The sequence below is a fragment of the Apibacter adventoris genome, from assembly GCF_002964965.1.
Taxonomy (GTDB): domain Bacteria; phylum Bacteroidota; class Bacteroidia; order Flavobacteriales; family Weeksellaceae; genus Apibacter; species Apibacter adventoris.
The window spans coordinates 66,216-84,529 of sequence record NZ_PSZN01000010.1; the positions used below are offsets into that span (position 1 = coordinate 66,216).

The window sequence follows — 18,314 nt, forward strand, 5'->3', positions numbered from 1 at the left end:
AATGAAATAAACCTTTTTACCATACAATAAAGAAATATTATTCTTCTAATAAATTATTTAAAAAATCATTTAAAGGTTGCATTTCTTTAAAAATTGAAACAGCATAGTCAATAAAATTTTCAGTAAATAACTTTTTATCTGAAAAGGATTTCATAACGTAAAAATTTTTTAGTTTCAAATATTCAGCAGCCGGATGATTTTTATCAAAACCATTAGGTACTCTTTTCAACATATTTTCTTCCATACATAAATTTCCAAATTCTTTTTTGAAATTTTCCTGATTGATAATAGATTGAAATGTATCAAAATCTTCATAAATCCCTTTTCTTATTTTTTTTAATTCTTCAGGCATCAGCATATAATGTCCGCAGGTCAAAAAATTACCCGTTGGATCTATGTGAATATAATATCCAGCGTTTTTTTTATTTAAAACAGGACTAAATACAGCTCCAAAATGTGTTTTATAAGGAGTTTTATCTTGAGAAAATCGAATATCTCTATAAATACGAAAAATACATTTTTTAGGTTGTAAATATTGAATATTCGAATCAAATTCGGCCATAGCTGGAATAAGTTGTGAAACTAGTTTTTCAAAATCTGTACGAGATTGTTTGTACCAAGCTTTATTCTCGGTAAACCATTCTCTGTTATTATTTTTTTGTAAAGTTTGTAAAAACTTATAAGTATTTTTTTGTAACATAATTAAATTATCTAAAATTAAAAACTAATTTATATTTCCAGTCAAAAAATATACTCTATGTAAGATTATTAAAATAAAAAAAATTATAATCTACAAAAAATTATAAGTGTGCATTTATTACCTTATTTATTACTATTCCCATTCAATGGTAGCCGGAGGTTTAGATGAAATATCATAAGCCACTCTATTAATACCTTTTACTTCATTAATAATTCTGTTAGAAACAATTTCTAAAAATTCGTAAGGTAATTTTGACCAAGTAGCTGTCATAAAATCTAAAGTATTAGCGGAACGAACAACTGCAGTATATTCATAAGTTCTTTCATCTCCCATAACACCAACTGATTTTACGGGAAGTAATACAACAAAAGCCTGATTTACTTTGTCATACAAATTATTTTTATATAATTCCTGTATAAAAATAGCATCAGCTTCCTGTAATATTTTTACTTTTTCTTGATCAACTTCTCCTAATATACGGATTCCTAAACCTGGTCCCGGAAAAGGATGTCTATAAACTAATTCTTTAGGAATTCCTAATTCTATTCCAACTTTCCTAACTTCATCTTTAAATAATTCTCTTAATGGTTCTAATAATTGAAATTTCATATTTTCAGGTAATCCTCCTACATTATGATGAGATTTTATAACTGCAGAGGGTCCTTTTACTGACTGCGATTCTATTATATCCGGATAAATAGTTCCTTGGGCTAAAAAATCTACTCCTTTAATTTTATGAGACTCTTCGTCAAAAACATGAATAAATTCATTTCCTATTATTTTTCTTTTCTTTTCTGGATTACTTATACCTTTTAGCTTAGAAAAAAATCTATTTTGTGCATTTACTCTTTTTATATTCATTTTAAAATGCTCTCCATAAACTTTCATTACCTGATCACCTTCATCTTTCCTTAATAAGCCTGTATCCACAAAAATACAAGTTAACTGATCTCCTATTGCTTTATGTATCAATACTGCGGCTACAGATGAATCTACTCCTCCGGAAAGCCCTAAAATTACTTTTTTATCCCCTACTTTTTCTTTTATTTTTTTTATTTCTGAATGAATAAAATCTGTTAATTTCCAATTTTTTTTACATTTACAAATATCAAAAACAAAATTTTTTAATATTTCTGTTCCATATTCTGTATGTGAAACTTCCGGATGAAACTGAACGGCATAAATTTTATTTTTATCATTAGCTATGCAGGCAATTGAATGAGTAGATTTAGCAATTAATTCAAAACCGGGAGGCATAATGGTTACCTCATCAAAATGACTCATCCAAATAGTTGATTTTTCTGGAATACCCTGAATTAAAACATTTTGCTTTATTACTTTTAGTTCAGATTTTCCATACTCACCTTTAATACCTTTGGAAACATTCCCACCTAGTAATTTAGTTGTTAATTGCATTCCATAACAAATACCCAGAATGGGAATTCCCAACCGAAATATTTTTTCATCTATTAAGTGAGCCTCTTTGGCATTAACAGAAGAAGGTCCTCCGGAAAGAATAATTCCTTGAGGATTATGCGATATTATTTCTTCTATTGGAGTTTGAAAAGGTAAAATTTCCGTATATACCCCAAATTCCCTTATCCTTCTACCAATTAATTGATTATATTGTGATCCAAAATCTAAAATTATTATTCCTTTTTCCATTACAATTTATACATTGGGTATGTAAATAATTTTTATGCTACACTCGTATTGGTTTAATAATAAAATATTTTAACAAAAGCGTTTTACATCTTCGGGAGTTACAGGATTTCCTCCTAAGATAATAAGCCTTTCTACTACATTACGTAATTCTCTAATATTTCCTGTCCAATCTAGATTTTGTAAGGTTTCTATTGCTTTTTTTCCAAATTCTTTAGGTTTATTTCCTTGTTCTTCTGCAATTATTTTTGAAAAATGCTCAATAAGTAAGGGAATGTCTTCTTTTCTATCCTTTAAGGACGGAACTCTCAACTCAATTACTGAAAGTCTGTGAAATAAATCTTCACGAAAAGCTCCCATTTTTATTTGTTCTTTCAAATCTTTATTGGTAGCAGCTAAAACTCTTACATCTACAGATATTTCACTATCACTACCTACTCGACTTACTTTTCCTTCCTGCAATACTCTCAATACCTTTGCCTGTGCAGAAAGACTCATATCTCCAACTTCATCCAAGAATAAAGTACCTTTGTGTGCAAGTTCAAATTTACCTTGTTTATCTTTTACAGCTCCGGTAAAAGATCCTTTCATATGTCCAAACAATTCACTTTCGATTAGTTCAGAAGGAATTGCCGCACAATTTACCTCAATCATTGGCATTGCTGCTCGTAAACTCTTTTCATGAATAGAATGAGCTACTAATTCTTTTCCTGTACCATTAGGGCCAGTAATTAATACCCTTGCATCTGTTGGAGCCACTTTATCTATTATAACTTTTATATCATCCAGTTTTTTGGATGTTCCTACCATTTCATATTTCTTGTTTACCTTTCTTTTCAAAATCTTGTTTTGACTTGAAAGTTTTTGATTTTCATGTATTAAATTTTTTTTATCTAGAGCATTTCTTACAGCACTTAACAATCGTCCTAAATCTGGAGGTTTAGAAATATAATCAAAGGCTCCTTTTTTGATACAATTTACTGCAATTTCTATGGTTCCATGCCCTGAAATCATAATAAAAGGGAGTGTAGGTTTATCTATCATTACAGCATTTAGTAATTCCTCTCCATCCATCTTAGGCATCTTTATATCACATAAAACCAAATCATAATCAAATTTACCTATTAATTCTTTTGCTTCTACTCCATCCGCTGCTTCATCTACTTCAAAATCTTTATTCTCATCTAAGAGTATATTTTTTAATACTCTTCTTATTGTTTCTTCATCTTCAACAATTAATATTTTTGCCATAAATTTTCATAAATTTCAGCTAATATACTGAATTTTAAATAAATTTCTAAGGTCATTTACTTATCAATGTTTATATAATATCATTCTTTTGAACTTTTAATATATGTAAGTTACTTCTAGTAAATAATAAATTAAATTATAGTAATTTTGTAGCTAAGATAGTACATAAGGATAATGAAAAAACAGATAGAGGCAAAACTTCCTACGGAATGGGGTAAATTTACTATAATGGCTTACGCTGATGACGAAAATGATTGGATGCCTCATTTAGTAATGGTAAGTGATAATACTGATTTTTCTAAAGATGTTAATGTAAGGATACATTCAGAATGTATAACTGGAGATTTATTCCATTCTAAAAAGTGTGACTGTGGTAAACAATTAGATGCTGCTATGAAATATATACACAAATATGGAGGAATACTTCTTTATTTAAGACAAGAAGGCAGAAGTATTGGTATTATTAATAAACTAAAGGCTTACAATTTACAAGATGAAGGAATGGATACAGTAGAGGCTAACCTTAAATTGGGATTCCCTGCTGATGCTCGTGATTTTTCAATTGCTACTGATATTCTTACAGATTTAGGAATAACATCTATAAATCTTCTTACAAATAATCCAGAAAAGATTAAATATATTGAAAAAAGCAATATTACATTAAAAAAAAGAATTCCACTGGAAATATATCCAAATAAAGAAAATAAAAATTATCTTAAAACTAAAAAAGATTATTTTGGTCATTTTCTTGATCTAAAATAATCTTTATAAAATTAGTTTATCCTTATTAAAAAAATAATAATAAGATTAATTGAGCTGCCATAATTCTTAAAAATGTTGTCAATGGATATACGGTGGCATAAGTAATTGCCGGAGCATCTGAACCTGCCGATTGATTGGCAAAAGCTAATGCTGGAGGATCCGTTGAAGCTCCAGCCAACAATCCACAAATTTCTAAAAAGGTTAATTTATAAAAAAATCTAGCTATTAATGCTCCTAACAAAAGAGGAATTATGGTAATAAATATACCATATAACATCCAACTCAACCCAGGACCATTAGTCAAAGTATCCCAAAAATTTCCTCCAGCTCCTAAGCCTACACTTGCTAAAAATAAAACTATTCCTATTTCCCTAACCATTAAATTTGCACTATTAGATACATAAGGAGTTACAGAAAAACGTCCTCCATATCTGCTTATCAAAATTGCTATAATTAAAGGTCCTCCTGCTAAACCTAATTTTACAGGAACCGGAATACCTGGAAAATGAAATGGAATGCTTCCAATTAAAACTCCTAAAATAATTCCTAAAAAAAGTTCTGCTACATGCGGATGGCTTAATTCTTTTTTGGAGTTGCCAAAATCTTTTGCTAAAGACATTACATCTGAATCTTCACCTATTGCCGTTATTAGATCACCAAACTGAAGTTTTGTATCTCCGTTAGGAATAAATTCAATTCCAGCACGCATAACTCTTGAAATTGTAACACCATATTTACTACTTATTCCTAATTCAGATATTTTTTTAGAATAAGCAAATGGTTTGGTAATATTTATTTTAAGAGAGATAACTTTTTTACTTATGTTCTGGGAAGATAAATCTATATCAACTTTTTTTCCAACAATACTTTCTAAGGCTTCATGTTCATCATTTGTAGTTACAACTAATATTTTATCTCCTTTTTGTAGTAAATAATTTTTATTAGGAATTAATATCTGTTCACCATTCATTACTCTTGATACTACAAAATTAGATTTCAATATTTTCCATAATACTCTTAATTCTTTACCTACAATAGCTGGGTTAGTTACTTCCAAAACAATTTTGCTTAATGTACTTCCTGTTTTATGTTTCCATGCATTTAACCTTGTTTCTGCTTCTATATTTACGTGAAATAACTTTTTCATAAACAACATGCTAAAAATAATACCCATGACTCCAAAAGGATAAGCAATAGCATATCCTGTTGAAAGGGTTTGCATATATGTACCATGTTCTGAGTTATCTTGCACTAAATCTTTAATGGTTTGTTGTGCAGCTCCCAGTCCGGGAGTATTAGTTACTGCTCCCGACATAATTCCTACCATAGTTGTAATAGGAGTTTTTGTAATATAATGAATGAGGACAGTAACTATCCCACCAAATAAAACAATAATAATTGCTAATATATTTAAAGTAATTCCTTCTTTTTTAAAAGAAGCAAAAAATCCCGGCCCCACTTGTAACCCAATAGTGTAAACAAAAAGAATTAATCCGAATTCTTTTATAAAATGTAAAATATGTTCATTCACTACATAACCAAAATGGGAGACTAAAATCCCCATAAATAAAACAAATGTAATTCCGAAAGAAATTCCAAAGAATTTTATTTTTCCTAAAATTACTCCGACACAAATTACTACACTATAAATAAGCACCGTATAAGCAACAGATTCGTGGTTATTTAAAAGGTCATACAGCCATTCCATATATAACTTTATTTAATGTCATAAAATTAAATTATTTAAGGCATAAATAAAAAATGATTCTCATCAGCTAAATACTTACTAATAGTTTAATTTTATTTTCTTTTTCTATAACTTATTGTTTCTCTTTTCCCCAATCAAACTCATATTATTCTTATTTATTTACAAGATAATTTTATATTATAATCAATACTTCTATTTTTTACTTAATATAGCTTTTTAAAGTATATTTATTTTCGCTTTTTCTTACATTTGAAAAAATAATTTAAAATATGCAGACAATATTATCGAATGAATGGCAAGAAAAATTACTAAAAAGATTTTTAAAATATATAAGCTTTCACTCAACAAGTAAACCTGGAATTGATACAATACCCAGTACGGAAAGGCAATGGAATATTGCCAAATATTTATATGAAGAATTGAAAAATATAGGCGTAGAAGATGTCTCTATTGATAAAAATGGCTATGTTATGGGAAATATTCCTTCTAATAAAGATAAAAGTATTCCTACAGTAGGATTTATAGCGCACTATGATACATCTCCGGATTTTTCTGGCGAAAATGTTAAACCTAAAATATGGGAAAATTATGATGGTTCTGATCTATTATTGAATAGTGAAACAAATTTTATTTTAAAAGTTTCTGAATTTCCTGAATTAAAAAACCATATAGGAGAAACTCTTATAACAACAGATGGAACAACTTTACTTGGATCTGATGATAAGTCTGGTGTAGCAGAAATTGTTACAGCTGCTGAATATTTAATTTCTCACCCTGAAATTAAACATGGAAAAATAGCTATTGGCTTTACTCCTGATGAAGAAGTAGGAAAAGGTGCTGATTTATTTGATGTGAAAAAATTTAATGCTGACTGGGCCTATACTATGGATGGAGGGGAAGTAGGTGAACTTGAATTTGAGAATTTTAATGCTGGTGTAGCAACAATATCTATAATTGGAAAAAGTGTTCATCCTGGTTCTGCTAAAGGAAAAATGATTAATGCAGCCTTACTGGCTGTAGAATTCTCTAACCAAATGCCTCATAAGGAAACCCCTTCTACTACAGAAGGTTATGAAGGATTTTATCATTTAACACATATTTCGGGAAGTGTGGAAAAAGCAAAACTCCAATATATTATCAGAGATCATGATTTTAAAAAATATGAAAATAGAAAAGCTTTTATGATAGAAACGGCAGAAAAGCTTAATAAAAAATATGGAGAAGGTGTTTTTCATATTGAAATAACAGATCAATATTTTAATATGAAAAAACAAATTGAAAATAAAATGTTTATTATTGATATTGCTGAAAAAGCTATGGAAAAAGCTAAGATAAAAGCCAATATCAAAGCTATTCGGGGAGGAACTGATGGAGCCAGATTGTCTTACATGGGATTACCATGCCCTAATATTTTTGCCGGAGGATTAAATTTTCATGGTCCATATGAGTTTGTACCTTTAGAATCTATGATTAAAGCCACAGAGGTTATTTTAAATATAGCAGAAAGCATTGAATAAAATCTAAGTCCCATAAAATAAAAAGATTTGAAAATTTCAAATCTTTTTATTTTATGGGTATAAAAAAACTCATAGGTCTTTTAAGAAATAATTTGAATGCTGAATATAATATTTTACTTATTTCTTTAGTAGGTACATTAACCGATTTCATAGCTACCCATAAAGATAAAGAAAAACTTACTAAAAAATTTGATATTCCGATTCCAAAAATACCTATAAAACCTATAGCTAAATTCTGCCAGGAAATATCAAAATTAAAATGACATAGAGCAAGTGCATAGTTACCGGCAGAAAAAGTGATATGTCTTATATCAAAAGGAATACCTAAAAAATTTCCAATTAAAAAGGCACACCCTAAACAACAGCCTAAAAATACATTCCCTGCAATTCCTCCTATTTTATTTTCATACCATTGTACTAGTTTTTTGCGTTTTTTTTCTTTTACAAATTTTTTAATTACAGGATGATTGTATAACCTTTGCGGAATATTATGATACTTGGTATGGTTTTCTGTAATACCCGAAACTAATCCTGACAAAAATAAGAAAACTCCTGCTATAGCTCCGAACCAGAAAATTTTAACATCTAAATTTACCACCTCATCTTTAAAACCAGACGCTTTGTGATTGTTAATTATTTCAATAGTTGTAAAGTAAGACAAAAGATAATAAATTAATATTCCTACAATAAAAGCGGCTAACACATTTCCTATAAAGGATATAAACTGACTTCTGAATAATCTGCTAAAAAATAATCCAAATTCTTTATAATCATTTGAAGATTTTTCATCTTGATTTAATATATGAGCTAAGGTAGCAGCAGTCATCGCTGGTTGTTTTGTCGCTAAAGTCCAGTGCATCAAATATATAGTTACAAAGCCCCAGGAATAATTGAAACTGTATAAGGCTGCTTGCCCAAAAGGAGTATGATCTCCCATTCCCATTTGTGTTTTTATAAAACATAATATGGCCACCAAACTTCCTCCTCCTGCAGCGGAATAAAACATTTTAAGATACTCTTTCGGAGTACTGGTTATATATTTTCTTCCTGTTTGCCGATTATGCCATGTAATTAAAAATGTGACAATATAAAGGGTACTTTGAAAAGAATTGGTTACATTACTTTTAGGTGAATAAAAATTTATCCAATTCTTTGTTATATCAGCCATAGCATAGGCTAAAGTTTTACTATCTAATAAATATAATGCATTTAACAATACTGAAATTCTTTCTAATTGTTGTCTGATTCTGGTTATTTTAATAGTAATTCGTAAAGAAATTCCTTTTTTTTCTTTTTGGTTAAGAATGTTATCTAAATAAATCTGGCAATTTTTAACTTCATTTTCCAGTGATTTTATTTTTTGAGCATCTATAAATTCATGATTTTGAAGAACACCTATCAAACTTTTGGCTAATTTTTGGAAAGGAGTATCTTCTATATTTTTTATATAACTCATTTTAAAAATTTCAGCATCTACTGCTCCTCCTACTATCCTATCTATCAATATAAGAGCTCCTTCTCTTATTTGTTTTTTTACATATTCTTTGTTACATATTATTATATCAGTATTAAATAAGGCTTCATAAAATTTATACCATCGGTCAACGGGGATTATTTTTACAAAGTTATGATTAGCTTTTGAATATAATACTTCATTAGAAAGAGACAACAAGGTTTGATCATCGGATATTTGGGGTAATAAATTATTCCATATTTGACGAAAGAACAATGTGACTAATTTATCATCTGAAAAAATACCTAGATCAGTCATAAATTTCTGCATATAAATGTTGCAGAAAATAGGATTTAATTGCTCTAATAATTTCTCTTTTACTATGGGATTAGTCTCTATTGCTGCTGTTAGAAAATCAATAAACTCAATGGAATTATCAAAACCTCTTCGCCCATATTTTATTAAATTTAACAAAAGGTTTCTTTCTCCTGTTATGCTTAAAATTTTTTCTAATTTTTCTAGATTCTCTGTATTCACAATAAGTAAATATATTAAAAAATCAATATACTTTATTTTTTTGATTAAATATTATTCACATTTTTATGTTTTTTTATTGTTTTAAATTCTCTTTTAAAAAATTTATAGTTATAAAACTTTTAGTTTAGCAAATTTTAATAAAAGCTTTTTTTCTCCTTCATTCTCAAATTTAATTACTGCTTTTGCATTATCTGGATCGCCTTCAATGGAAATAACTTCACCTCTTCCAAAACGATCATGCAATACTTGATTACCAACATTTAAAGCTGAAATAGATCCTTCTATAGGATTGGCTATTGTTGCATTTGAAATAGGTTTTAATTTTTTTGGCGAATTACTTATTCCTCTAGAAGAAGAATCTGCTGGTTTCAAAGATTTTCTATTTCTCGGTGTAAAATCATCATCAAATATATCAGAATCGAGACCTGTATTATTTTTAAATGAATTAACAAAATTTACGTTAAGAACTTCCATATATTTTTCGCCTACTTCTTCCATAAATCTACTAGGTTCTCCATCTACAATTTTCCCCCAACGAAATCGAGTAATTGCATAAGTAAAATAGGCTTTTTCTTCAGCTCTGGTCAATGCTACATAAAATAGTCTTCTTTCTTCTTCTAACTCTTGTCTTGTATTCATAGACATTTGTGAAGGAAATAAATTTTCTTCGAGCCCTACAAGAAACACTACAGGAAATTCTAATCCTTTTGCTAAATGGATAGTCATTAAAGATACTTTGTCATCCTCTTCTTCACCTGAATCCAAATCCGAAGCCAAAGCAATGTTCTCCAAAAAATGATTTAAGCTAGGATCACCTTCATCTAATTGTTTTTGCTCTTCTACAAAACCTTGTAAGCTATTCATTAATTCCTGAATATTTTCTACTCTGGAAATTCCTTCTGGCGTATCATCTTCTTTTAATGACCTTAATATACCTGAGGTTACTGCTACTTTCATAGCTACTTCATAAACATCTTCAGTTTTGAGTAAAACTTGAAAACTCTGAATCATTGTCCAGAAATTTGTTAATTTATCAAAAGCAGCTTTATTTAATCCCAAAGATGGAAAGTACAGTTCTAAGTTTTCTAATAATTCATCTAAAGATTTTCCTAATTTATCTGCTCCTACAATTAATTTATTTACAGTAGTATCCCCTATTCCTCTTGTCGGATAATTAATAATACGTAAAAGTGCTTCCTGGTCTTTGGGGTTGACCAATATTCTTAAATATGCTAATAAATCTTTAATTTCTTTTCTTTGATAAAAAGATAAACCTCCGTATACTTTATAACCTATATTTTTTTTTCTTAATGCTTCTTCTATTGCTCGTGATTGGGCATTTGTCCTATATAAAACCGCAAAATTTTTATTCTTTTTTTGTTGTGATACTTTAAGATTAAAAATTTCTGCTGCTACATAATTGGCTTCATCTGCATCTGAAAGAGCTCTATAAACCGGAATTTTATCGCCGGGCGGATTACTTGTCCATACATTTTTATCTAATTGTTCTTTATTTTGCGAAATTACGGTATTTGCCGCTTCTACTATAATTTGGGTTGAACGATAATTTTGTTCTAATGGTATGACTTTCGCATCCGGATAGTCTTTTTTAAAATTTAATATGTTTTTTATATTTGCTCCTCTAAAAGCATAAATGGATTGTGCATCATCTCCTACTACACATATATTTTCAAATCGTGAAGCTAATGCTTTTACAATCAAATACTGAGAATGATTTGTGTCTTGATACTCATCTACCATAATATACCGAAATCGATCCTGATACTTAGCCAAAATTTCAGGAAAACGTGTTAGTAATTCATTGGTTCTTAATAATAAATCATCAAAATCCATCGCACCCGATTTAAAACATCTTTCCACATATGCTCTATAAATTTCTCCGGTTTTAGGACGCATTGCTGAGGCATCAGCTTCAATCAATTCTGGATTATTAAAATAAGAACGAACTGTAATTAAATTATTTTTATAGGTAGATATTCTTCCTAATACTTGTTTAGGTTTATATATATCTGTATCTAATTGCATTTCAGCAATTACTTTCTTGATAACATTAACACTATCCTGTGTATCATATATTGTAAAGTTACTAGGAAATCCTAATTTTTGTGCTTCTGCACGAAGAATCCTTGCAAAAACGGAGTGGAAGGTTCCCATCCATAAATTTTTAGCTTCTGTTCCTCCTATCAATGAAGAAATTCTTTCTTTCATTTCTCTTGCCGCCTTATTTGTAAAAGTAAGAGCCAAAATGTTAAATGAATCGATTCCTTTATCTATTAAATGTGCTATACGGTAAGTTAACACTCTTGTTTTTCCAGAACCGGCTCCAGCTATTATCATTAAAGGACCTTCGGTTGTACTGACCGCCTGCTTTTGAACTTCGTTTAAATCTTCAAATAAATCTTTCATACCAAATTCAAAGATAGGAATTTTAATTTTCTTGTTTAATCATATTTTTACCTTACGTTTATACCTAGACTAATAATTTCTTATATTTTAATTTTCTAAGTATTTTTTCGTATAGACAAAAGAATTTAGTTTTAATATATTGATATCTTTTTAAAAGATCGTTATATGAAAACAAAATTGAAACAATTCTAATTTCTCTTTTTCACAGTTATCTTTCTTATTATTATCCAACTATGATTTCTTTATAAATAATTAATAAAGGATTTATAAATTATTTTATATCTTTTAAGCTTATTTTGCCCTAGATTATTGTTTGCTTATGGTTTACTATAGGCTTGTTTAACCATGTTTTTTATTACGCATTCATGAAAAGGTTTAATCAGTTTCATATATATTTCCCCCTTAGTATTATTATATTTAACTAAAGTTGTAATTTTTATATTATACTTAATATTTTTATTATTATAAACACTAACACGAAAATTCAAATGAGAATCGTTTAACCCTAATATTATTTCATCTTTTGAAATTTCATAAATTTTGAATAAACCTATATATCCTCCTACTTTAATTTCATTATTATAATCTTTAGGTTTTTGTTCTTTTATCCCTATTATTTTTACAATAAAATTTCGTAAATCAAATAACTTTTTTACCCATTTTTTAGAAGTTCCAAAAATAAGTATTGATATTTCTTTCAGAGTATTTTTATGATTTGTAACTGAAAACGTATCACTAAAATCTATATGATCTAAACTTTGAAATGCCAAAGAAGATATAAACGGTATTTCTTTTTTTACTTTCATTCATTTGCTTTTTAGTACAAATGTACTAAAATTATACAAATTTAGTTCGTTTGTACTAATTTTTTTATTTTTGTTTTATGATGGATACTAAAGAAAAAATATTACAAAAAAGTTTACAACTATTTAATGAATTCGGAATATCTAAAGTAAGTCAAAGAAAAATCGCAAAAAGTCTTTCAATAAGTCCGGGAAACCTTACTTATCATTTTAAAAAGAAAGAAGATATTGAAGAAACTTTATACTTTCAGTTAACAACCAATATCAGTACTGATTTTAAAAAAATAGATACGGAAGAGATTAATTTGTCTTTTATCCTTACATTAATGAATCAGGTGTTCACTTATATTCATACCTATCGTTTTGTTTTTTTAGATATTGTGTATTTAATCAGGAGTAATCCAAAAATTTCTGATGATTACAAAAGACTTATTAAAAACCGAAAAAAAAGATTTTTACAAATTTATAATAGTCTGTTAGATGCAGAAATTTTACAAAATGAAAAACTTCCTAATGAATATGAATATCTATATAAACGCTTGGAAATATTGTTTGATTTTTATTTATCTTCAGTTGAAATTTCTCAAAAAGGAATTACACATAATCATATAAAGAAACATTCTGAAATTTTTTTATATTCTATTTTTCCATATTTAACAGATAAAGGACAAAATGAATTCATAAAGCTTATCAATCGTAGCTGATTAAATTATATGATGCTTTTTAGTTTTTTTATATTATTTTTTTTAATACCTTATTTATAAATTTAAATTCTTAGTATTTTACTGAATTATTTTACAAGAATTGAGTTTTCTATATAAACTGATGAAATTATTGGATTTATATTTCTATAGCTTTTATTGTTTTCAGCTTTATGTTATTTTAAGGTCTATAGTTTTATTGTTTAATTCTTTAAAACTATTTGATATATTGTGTATCTATATAAAATTACATATATGTTAAATAAAAAATAGATTCTCAAATATTTACAATGTTTTTTATTATTTATTTACTTTTGTTATGTGAAAAAAAGTTTGTCTATATTTTTAATTATTTTGATTCTATTAGTGAATCAAAATATTCATATTTACCAAAATTGGTGTAATGGAAAAAATATAGGCTATACAATTAATGCTAAAAGATTTAATTTTTATAATAATTCTATTCCTTTAAAAAGTTATCCTATATTTAGCAAAGATAAATGTTGTAAAGATGTATTAATTAAATCTAATAATAATAATTCATTTTTCTCTTTTGAAAAAACTTTACAGATTTCTTTGTTATCTTTTAACGGAATTTTTAATGAATTTAATTTCGATTTACATTATACTTTTTTAACAAAGGATAAAAAAATACCGCAGCTTTATTCAAAACCTCCTCCTGATAAGGTAAAACTATATCAATATTATTGTTGTTATACCTATTACGGTTAAATTTTTCATTTTTATTTTTATAAGATTGTTCATATAAAAACCTTATATGAATTTATCTACTATTATGTTATTCAATAACTTGAATAACTAAAAATTACCTTGTAATTTTTTAATAACTCAAATTTTAAATAAAGATGAAAATATATTTAACTGTTTTCTTAGTATTTACCGGAATTCTGGTATTTTCTCAACATCAAATTTTAAAAGGTCGTTTACTAGCTGTTACTGAAAGTGGCAATGTCATTCCAATTAACGGAGCAGAAGTTATTTGGAAGGAACATCCTGTAATGAAAACAGTAACAGATAGTTTAGGAAATTTTGAAATAATGTATCACGCCGGACTTTATAATATAGTAGCCTCTAAAGAGGGGTTTATTTCTCAGGAAGTCAAAATTAACGATATAAATAAAATAGCCGAAATTTATTTGGAACCCCAATCTGAAAAAGATTCTGATGTAAAAGAAATTGAAGAAGTAATAATCAGACAAAGAGCACAGGCCGTAAAAATTAAAGCAAACTCAGCAGCCCTTACTTACAACATTAATAAAACGGAATTACTTAAAGCGGCATGTTGTAATCTGGCAGAGAGCTTTGAAACCAATCCTACTGTAGATGTATCCACCAATAATGCTGTAACCGGGTCTAAGCAAATAAAAATGTTAGGTTTAGATCAGAAATATACTTCTATAACTGTTGAAAATATGCCTGAAGTAAGAGGTTTAACTTCTGCAAGCGGAATAAATTTCCTTCCCGGTACCTGGATTAATTCTATACAACTTACTAAGGGAGGAAGTACTGTAAACAACGGATATGAGGCTATAACCGGACAAATTAATACGGAATTGGTAAAATTTCAGGATAAGAATTTTACTAATCTTAATTTTTATGCCAGTGATAATGCTCGTTTAGAATTTAATTTAGTTAACGGAACACAATTAGAAAATAACTGGAGCAATACTTCTTTAGTTCATTTGGATGGAAGATTATCCAAGGAAGATATGAATCATGACGGTTTTTTGGATATTCCCCTTTCCAAACAGATAAATGCTATGAATATTTTAAGATATGACGGAATACAAAAGAACGGATGGGGATCTATTTTTGCTATACAGGCTTTGTATGATAAAAAAACAGGTGGTGAAAAACATTTTAGAGAATCTACCGATCGTTTAACTCAAAATTATTATGGCTTAGGAATTGAAAATACTCATTTAGAAATATGGAACAAAACAGGATACGTTTTTTTTAATAAACCTTATCAAAGTATGGGTTTACAAACTAAATTCATACATCATAATATTGACAGTTATTTTGGCCAACGACTATATAATGGTAACGAAAATTCGTTTTTTACCAACTTACTTTTTGAAAGTATCATCGGAAACACTAACCATAAATACACTATAGGAGCAAGTTATCTACATAATGCTTATAATGAGGATTTTGAAAATACAAATTATAAAAGAAAAGAAAATGTGCCTGGTATTTTTGCAGAGTATACAAATACTTCTTTTAAAAATTTAACTATTGTTGCAGGAATTAGAACTGACTTTCATAATTTAGCGGGGACTCAGGTTCTCCCTCGTTTAAATATTAAATATTCTATCTTGCCTAAAACTACTTTAAGGCTTGCTGGAGGAAGGGGAATGCGAACTGCTAATATTTTTGCTGAAAATATGCAGTATTTTGCTTCTTCAAGACAAGTACATATTAAATCTAACGGAGGTGATATTTATGGATTAGATCCTGAAATTGCCTGGAATTATGGTGCCAGTTTAATCCAAGATCTCAGAATTGGAAATATAAAGAATACTTTTACTGTTGATTTCTACAGAACGGATTTTGAAAAACAAGTTTTGGTTGATTTGAATAAATCTTCTCATGAATTATGGTTTTACAATATGGATGAAAATTCTTATTCTAATTCTTTTCAGGTTATATGGGACATTTTTCCTACTTCCAATTTAGAGTTTCATCTTGCTTATAAGAATTATGATATTAAAGCTGATTATGCAGTTGGCAAAAGACAGGTTCCATTTACAGCTAAAAACCGGGGATTATTTACAGCTTCTTATTCCACTTTTGAAACTAATAAAAAGAGAAAATGGACTTTTGATTTTACTTTACAGTATATTGGAGAGCAAAGATTGCCTGATACTTCGGATAATCCCGTTGAATATCAAAGAAAACTTTATTCCCCGGATTATGCTTTAATGAATGCACAAATCTCAAGACATTTCTCTGATAAGTTAAGAGCTTATATAGGGGTAGAAAATTTAGGTAGTTATAAACAAAAAAATCCAATTATAGATGCTGAAAATCCTTTTGGTTCTTATTTTGATACATCTAACGTGTATGCACCAACAATACCTGCCATGTATTATATGGGAATTGATCTTAAATTATAAATGATTTATTTTCTGAATATAATTTAATTTAAAGTAAAAAAGCTGAAGTTAAACTTCAGCTTTTTTACTTATACCTAATTTAATTATAAAATTATTAATAATTTCTTCTAAAATTATTTCTAGGTCTTTCTTCTCTTTCTCTAGCTTGAGAAACATTGATTACTTTACCATCAAATTCTTTCTGGTTTAATTCTTCTATAGCTTTATTAGCCTCATCATCTGCCATCTCTACAAAACCAAATCCTCTGGAACGCCCAGTTTCTCTGTCTTGTATTATTTTAGCAGATTGTACTTCCCCATACTTTGAAAATAAGTCTTGTAAGTCATCACTTGTTAACCTGTAATTCAGGTTTGAAATAAAAATGTTCATATAAAAGATTAAAAAATTGATATGTTTTTTTTGAGAAAATAAACTAGACTTAGACCTATTTTGTTTTATGAAATTAGAAACAAGAATAATAAAATTCTCAATGTGCTAATATACGTTTTTTTTATATAAAAGAAATTAATTTTATCTTTAATTTCTATAATGAATTAATAAAGTCTAATAAAGCTTTTTATTTATTAAGTTTGATATTTTAAACTGATTTTTTTTAATTTTCAGTTTCTTTTTCATATTCTAATACAGATTTTGTATAATTATAGACTTTTCCAATATGCAAAAAAATGAGTATTCTCATTTACAATCTGTGTTAAATCAATTCTCCTTAAATACCTGATTTTCGACTTTTACTATCGAGTTAATTCACTTTATATGTAATAACATATATAGAGGCATAAACATTTAATAAGATATAATGATTTTTATTTAGTATAAATTTATAGTCTTATAAAATTAAGTTACATTAATTTAAAATGTGAAAAAAAATTAAAATAAAAAAATTGTTTTTGATTAATTAGGTTTAATTTTCACTTTTTTAAAAAAAAAACCGGATACAACGACTCCTAATACCGAACCTGTAAAATCTGCTAAAATATCAAAGAATTCAAAAGTTCTCCCGTAATGCATAAATTCTTGCAAAACTTCTATTAATACACCATACAATGTAATAAAAAAAATAAGTTTTATGGGACTAACATTTATATATGATAAAAAACCTAAAATAGTTAATAATAAAAATGCACTTGCATGAGCTATCTTATCATTATATATTGTTTTCAAATTAATACCAAAAACTTCAACACAATTTTCTCCTCCAGATTTTCTTAATAATAGCCATGTTAGGATAATAAAATAAACAAAAAATAAATATTTAATCTTTGATTTGTACTTATCCCAACAGATTTTTATATTCTTCTGCATTTAATAAATGAGTGATCGATAAATTTTTAAATTCAACTTTAACTATCCATCCTTTACCATAAGGATCTGTATTCACCAAATCCGGAGAAGTTGCAACTAACGGATTTAATTCTAAAATTTTTCCATTAATTGGCAAAAAAAGATCTGAAACGGTTTTTACTGCTTCTACGCTACCAAAAATATCTCCAGAATTCAAATCTTCGCCAACTGTTTCAACATCTAGAAATACAATATCTCCTAACTCTTTTTGAGCATAATCTGTAATTCCTACATATGCAACATCACCTTCTATCTTCACCCATTCATGATCGGTGCTATATAATAAATTTACTGGAATATCCATAATTTCT

The 18,314-nt window shown here is 27.8% G+C and carries 15 protein-coding genes; 5 read left to right on the plus strand and 10 right to left on the minus strand.

The genetic code is table 11. The features are described from left to right. Positions 1-37: 37 nt before the first annotated feature. The 3 genes from C4S76_RS05545 to C4S76_RS05555 all read right to left on the minus strand — a co-directional run bounded on the left by C4S76_RS05545 (position 38) and on the right by C4S76_RS05555 (position 3,613). Positions 38-700 carry a DUF2461 domain-containing protein gene (locus C4S76_RS05545; protein ID WP_105193464.1) on the minus strand — a complete coding sequence of 221 codons (663 nt, stop codon included), beginning with the start codon at positions 698-700 and terminating at the stop codon, positions 38-40. A 132-nt stretch (positions 701-832) separates the two neighbouring features. Beyond that, positions 833-2,365, minus strand: a complete 1,533-nt coding sequence (gene guaA / locus C4S76_RS05550; RefSeq protein ID WP_105193466.1) for a glutamine-hydrolyzing GMP synthase — start codon at positions 2,363-2,365, stop codon at positions 833-835. A gap of 69 nt (positions 2,366-2,434) precedes the next feature. Beyond that, on the minus strand, positions 2,435-3,613 hold the full coding sequence (locus tag C4S76_RS05555; protein WP_105193468.1) for a sigma-54-dependent transcriptional regulator: 1,179 nt from the start codon (positions 3,611-3,613) through the stop codon (positions 2,435-2,437). Positions 3,614-3,784: 171 nt separating this feature from the next. On the opposite strand from C4S76_RS05555, the gene ribA reads away from it, so the two are divergent. Further along, positions 3,785-4,375, plus strand: coding sequence for a GTP cyclohydrolase II (gene ribA, locus C4S76_RS05560; RefSeq protein ID WP_105193470.1), 591 nt, complete (start codon positions 3,785-3,787; stop codon positions 4,373-4,375). A gap of 25 nt (positions 4,376-4,400) precedes the next feature. Here the strand turns inward: ribA and C4S76_RS05565 are convergent, their stop codons facing one another. After that, the gene (locus tag C4S76_RS05565) at positions 4,401-6,083 is read right to left on the minus strand and encodes a putative transporter (protein ID WP_105193472.1); all 1,683 of its coding nucleotides are present in this window, start codon (positions 6,081-6,083) and stop codon (positions 4,401-4,403) included. Positions 6,084-6,352: 269 nt separating this feature from the next. Here C4S76_RS05565 and pepT point away from each other — a divergent pair, with 269 nt between their 5' ends. Continuing rightward, positions 6,353-7,600 carry a peptidase T gene (gene pepT / locus C4S76_RS05570; protein ID WP_105193474.1) on the plus strand — a complete coding sequence of 416 codons (1,248 nt, stop codon included), beginning with the start codon at positions 6,353-6,355 and terminating at the stop codon, positions 7,598-7,600. Between the two features lie 46 nt (positions 7,601-7,646). Here pepT and C4S76_RS05575 read toward each other — a convergent pair whose 3' ends face one another. From C4S76_RS05575 to C4S76_RS05585, 3 genes are all read right to left on the minus strand, one after another. Next, on the minus strand, positions 7,647-9,590 hold the full coding sequence (locus tag C4S76_RS05575; protein ID WP_181044069.1) for a site-specific recombinase Gcr: 1,944 nt from the start codon (positions 9,588-9,590) through the stop codon (positions 7,647-7,649). A gap of 108 nt (positions 9,591-9,698) precedes the next feature. Further along, entirely contained in the window at positions 9,699-12,017 is a 2,319-nt protein-coding gene (locus C4S76_RS05580) for an ATP-dependent helicase (RefSeq protein ID WP_105193478.1), read from the minus strand. 317 nt (positions 12,018-12,334) lie between these two features. Next, positions 12,335-12,823: a DUF2867 domain-containing protein gene (locus tag C4S76_RS05585; protein WP_105193480.1), complete on the minus strand. Its 489-nt coding sequence runs from the start codon at positions 12,821-12,823 to the stop codon at positions 12,335-12,337. Between the two features lie 77 nt (positions 12,824-12,900). Between C4S76_RS05585 and C4S76_RS05590 the strand changes: the two genes are divergently transcribed. The 3 genes from C4S76_RS05590 (at position 12,901) to C4S76_RS05600 (ending at position 16,661) form a co-directional block, all read left to right on the plus strand. Further along, positions 12,901-13,524 (plus strand): TetR/AcrR family transcriptional regulator, encoded by a 624-nt coding sequence (locus C4S76_RS05590; protein ID WP_105193482.1) that lies wholly within the window; start codon positions 12,901-12,903, stop codon positions 13,522-13,524. Between the two features lie 318 nt (positions 13,525-13,842). Then, the gene (locus C4S76_RS05595; RefSeq protein WP_105193484.1) at positions 13,843-14,253 is read left to right on the plus strand and encodes an HYC_CC_PP family protein; all 411 of its coding nucleotides are present in this window, start codon (positions 13,843-13,845) and stop codon (positions 14,251-14,253) included. A gap of 134 nt (positions 14,254-14,387) precedes the next feature. Then, a complete protein-coding gene (locus tag C4S76_RS05600; protein WP_105193486.1) occupies positions 14,388-16,661 on the plus strand; it encodes a TonB-dependent receptor in 2,274 nt (757 codons plus the stop codon). 94 nt (positions 16,662-16,755) lie between these two features. Here C4S76_RS05600 and C4S76_RS05605 read toward each other — a convergent pair whose 3' ends face one another. The 3 genes from C4S76_RS05605 to gcvH form a co-directional block, all read right to left on the minus strand. Beyond that, positions 16,756-17,031 carry an RNA recognition motif domain-containing protein gene (locus tag C4S76_RS05605; RefSeq protein WP_105193488.1) on the minus strand — a complete coding sequence of 92 codons (276 nt, stop codon included), beginning with the start codon at positions 17,029-17,031 and terminating at the stop codon, positions 16,756-16,758. Between the two features lie 522 nt (positions 17,032-17,553). After that, positions 17,554-17,964: a VanZ family protein gene (locus C4S76_RS05610; protein ID WP_105193490.1), complete on the minus strand. Its 411-nt coding sequence runs from the start codon at positions 17,962-17,964 to the stop codon at positions 17,554-17,556. Then, positions 17,933-18,307 (minus strand): glycine cleavage system protein GcvH, encoded by a 375-nt coding sequence (gene gcvH, locus C4S76_RS05615; RefSeq protein ID WP_105193500.1) that lies wholly within the window; start codon positions 18,305-18,307, stop codon positions 17,933-17,935. Before gcvH ends, C4S76_RS05610 begins: the two co-directional genes overlap by 32 nt. Positions 18,308-18,314 lie beyond the last annotated feature (7 nt).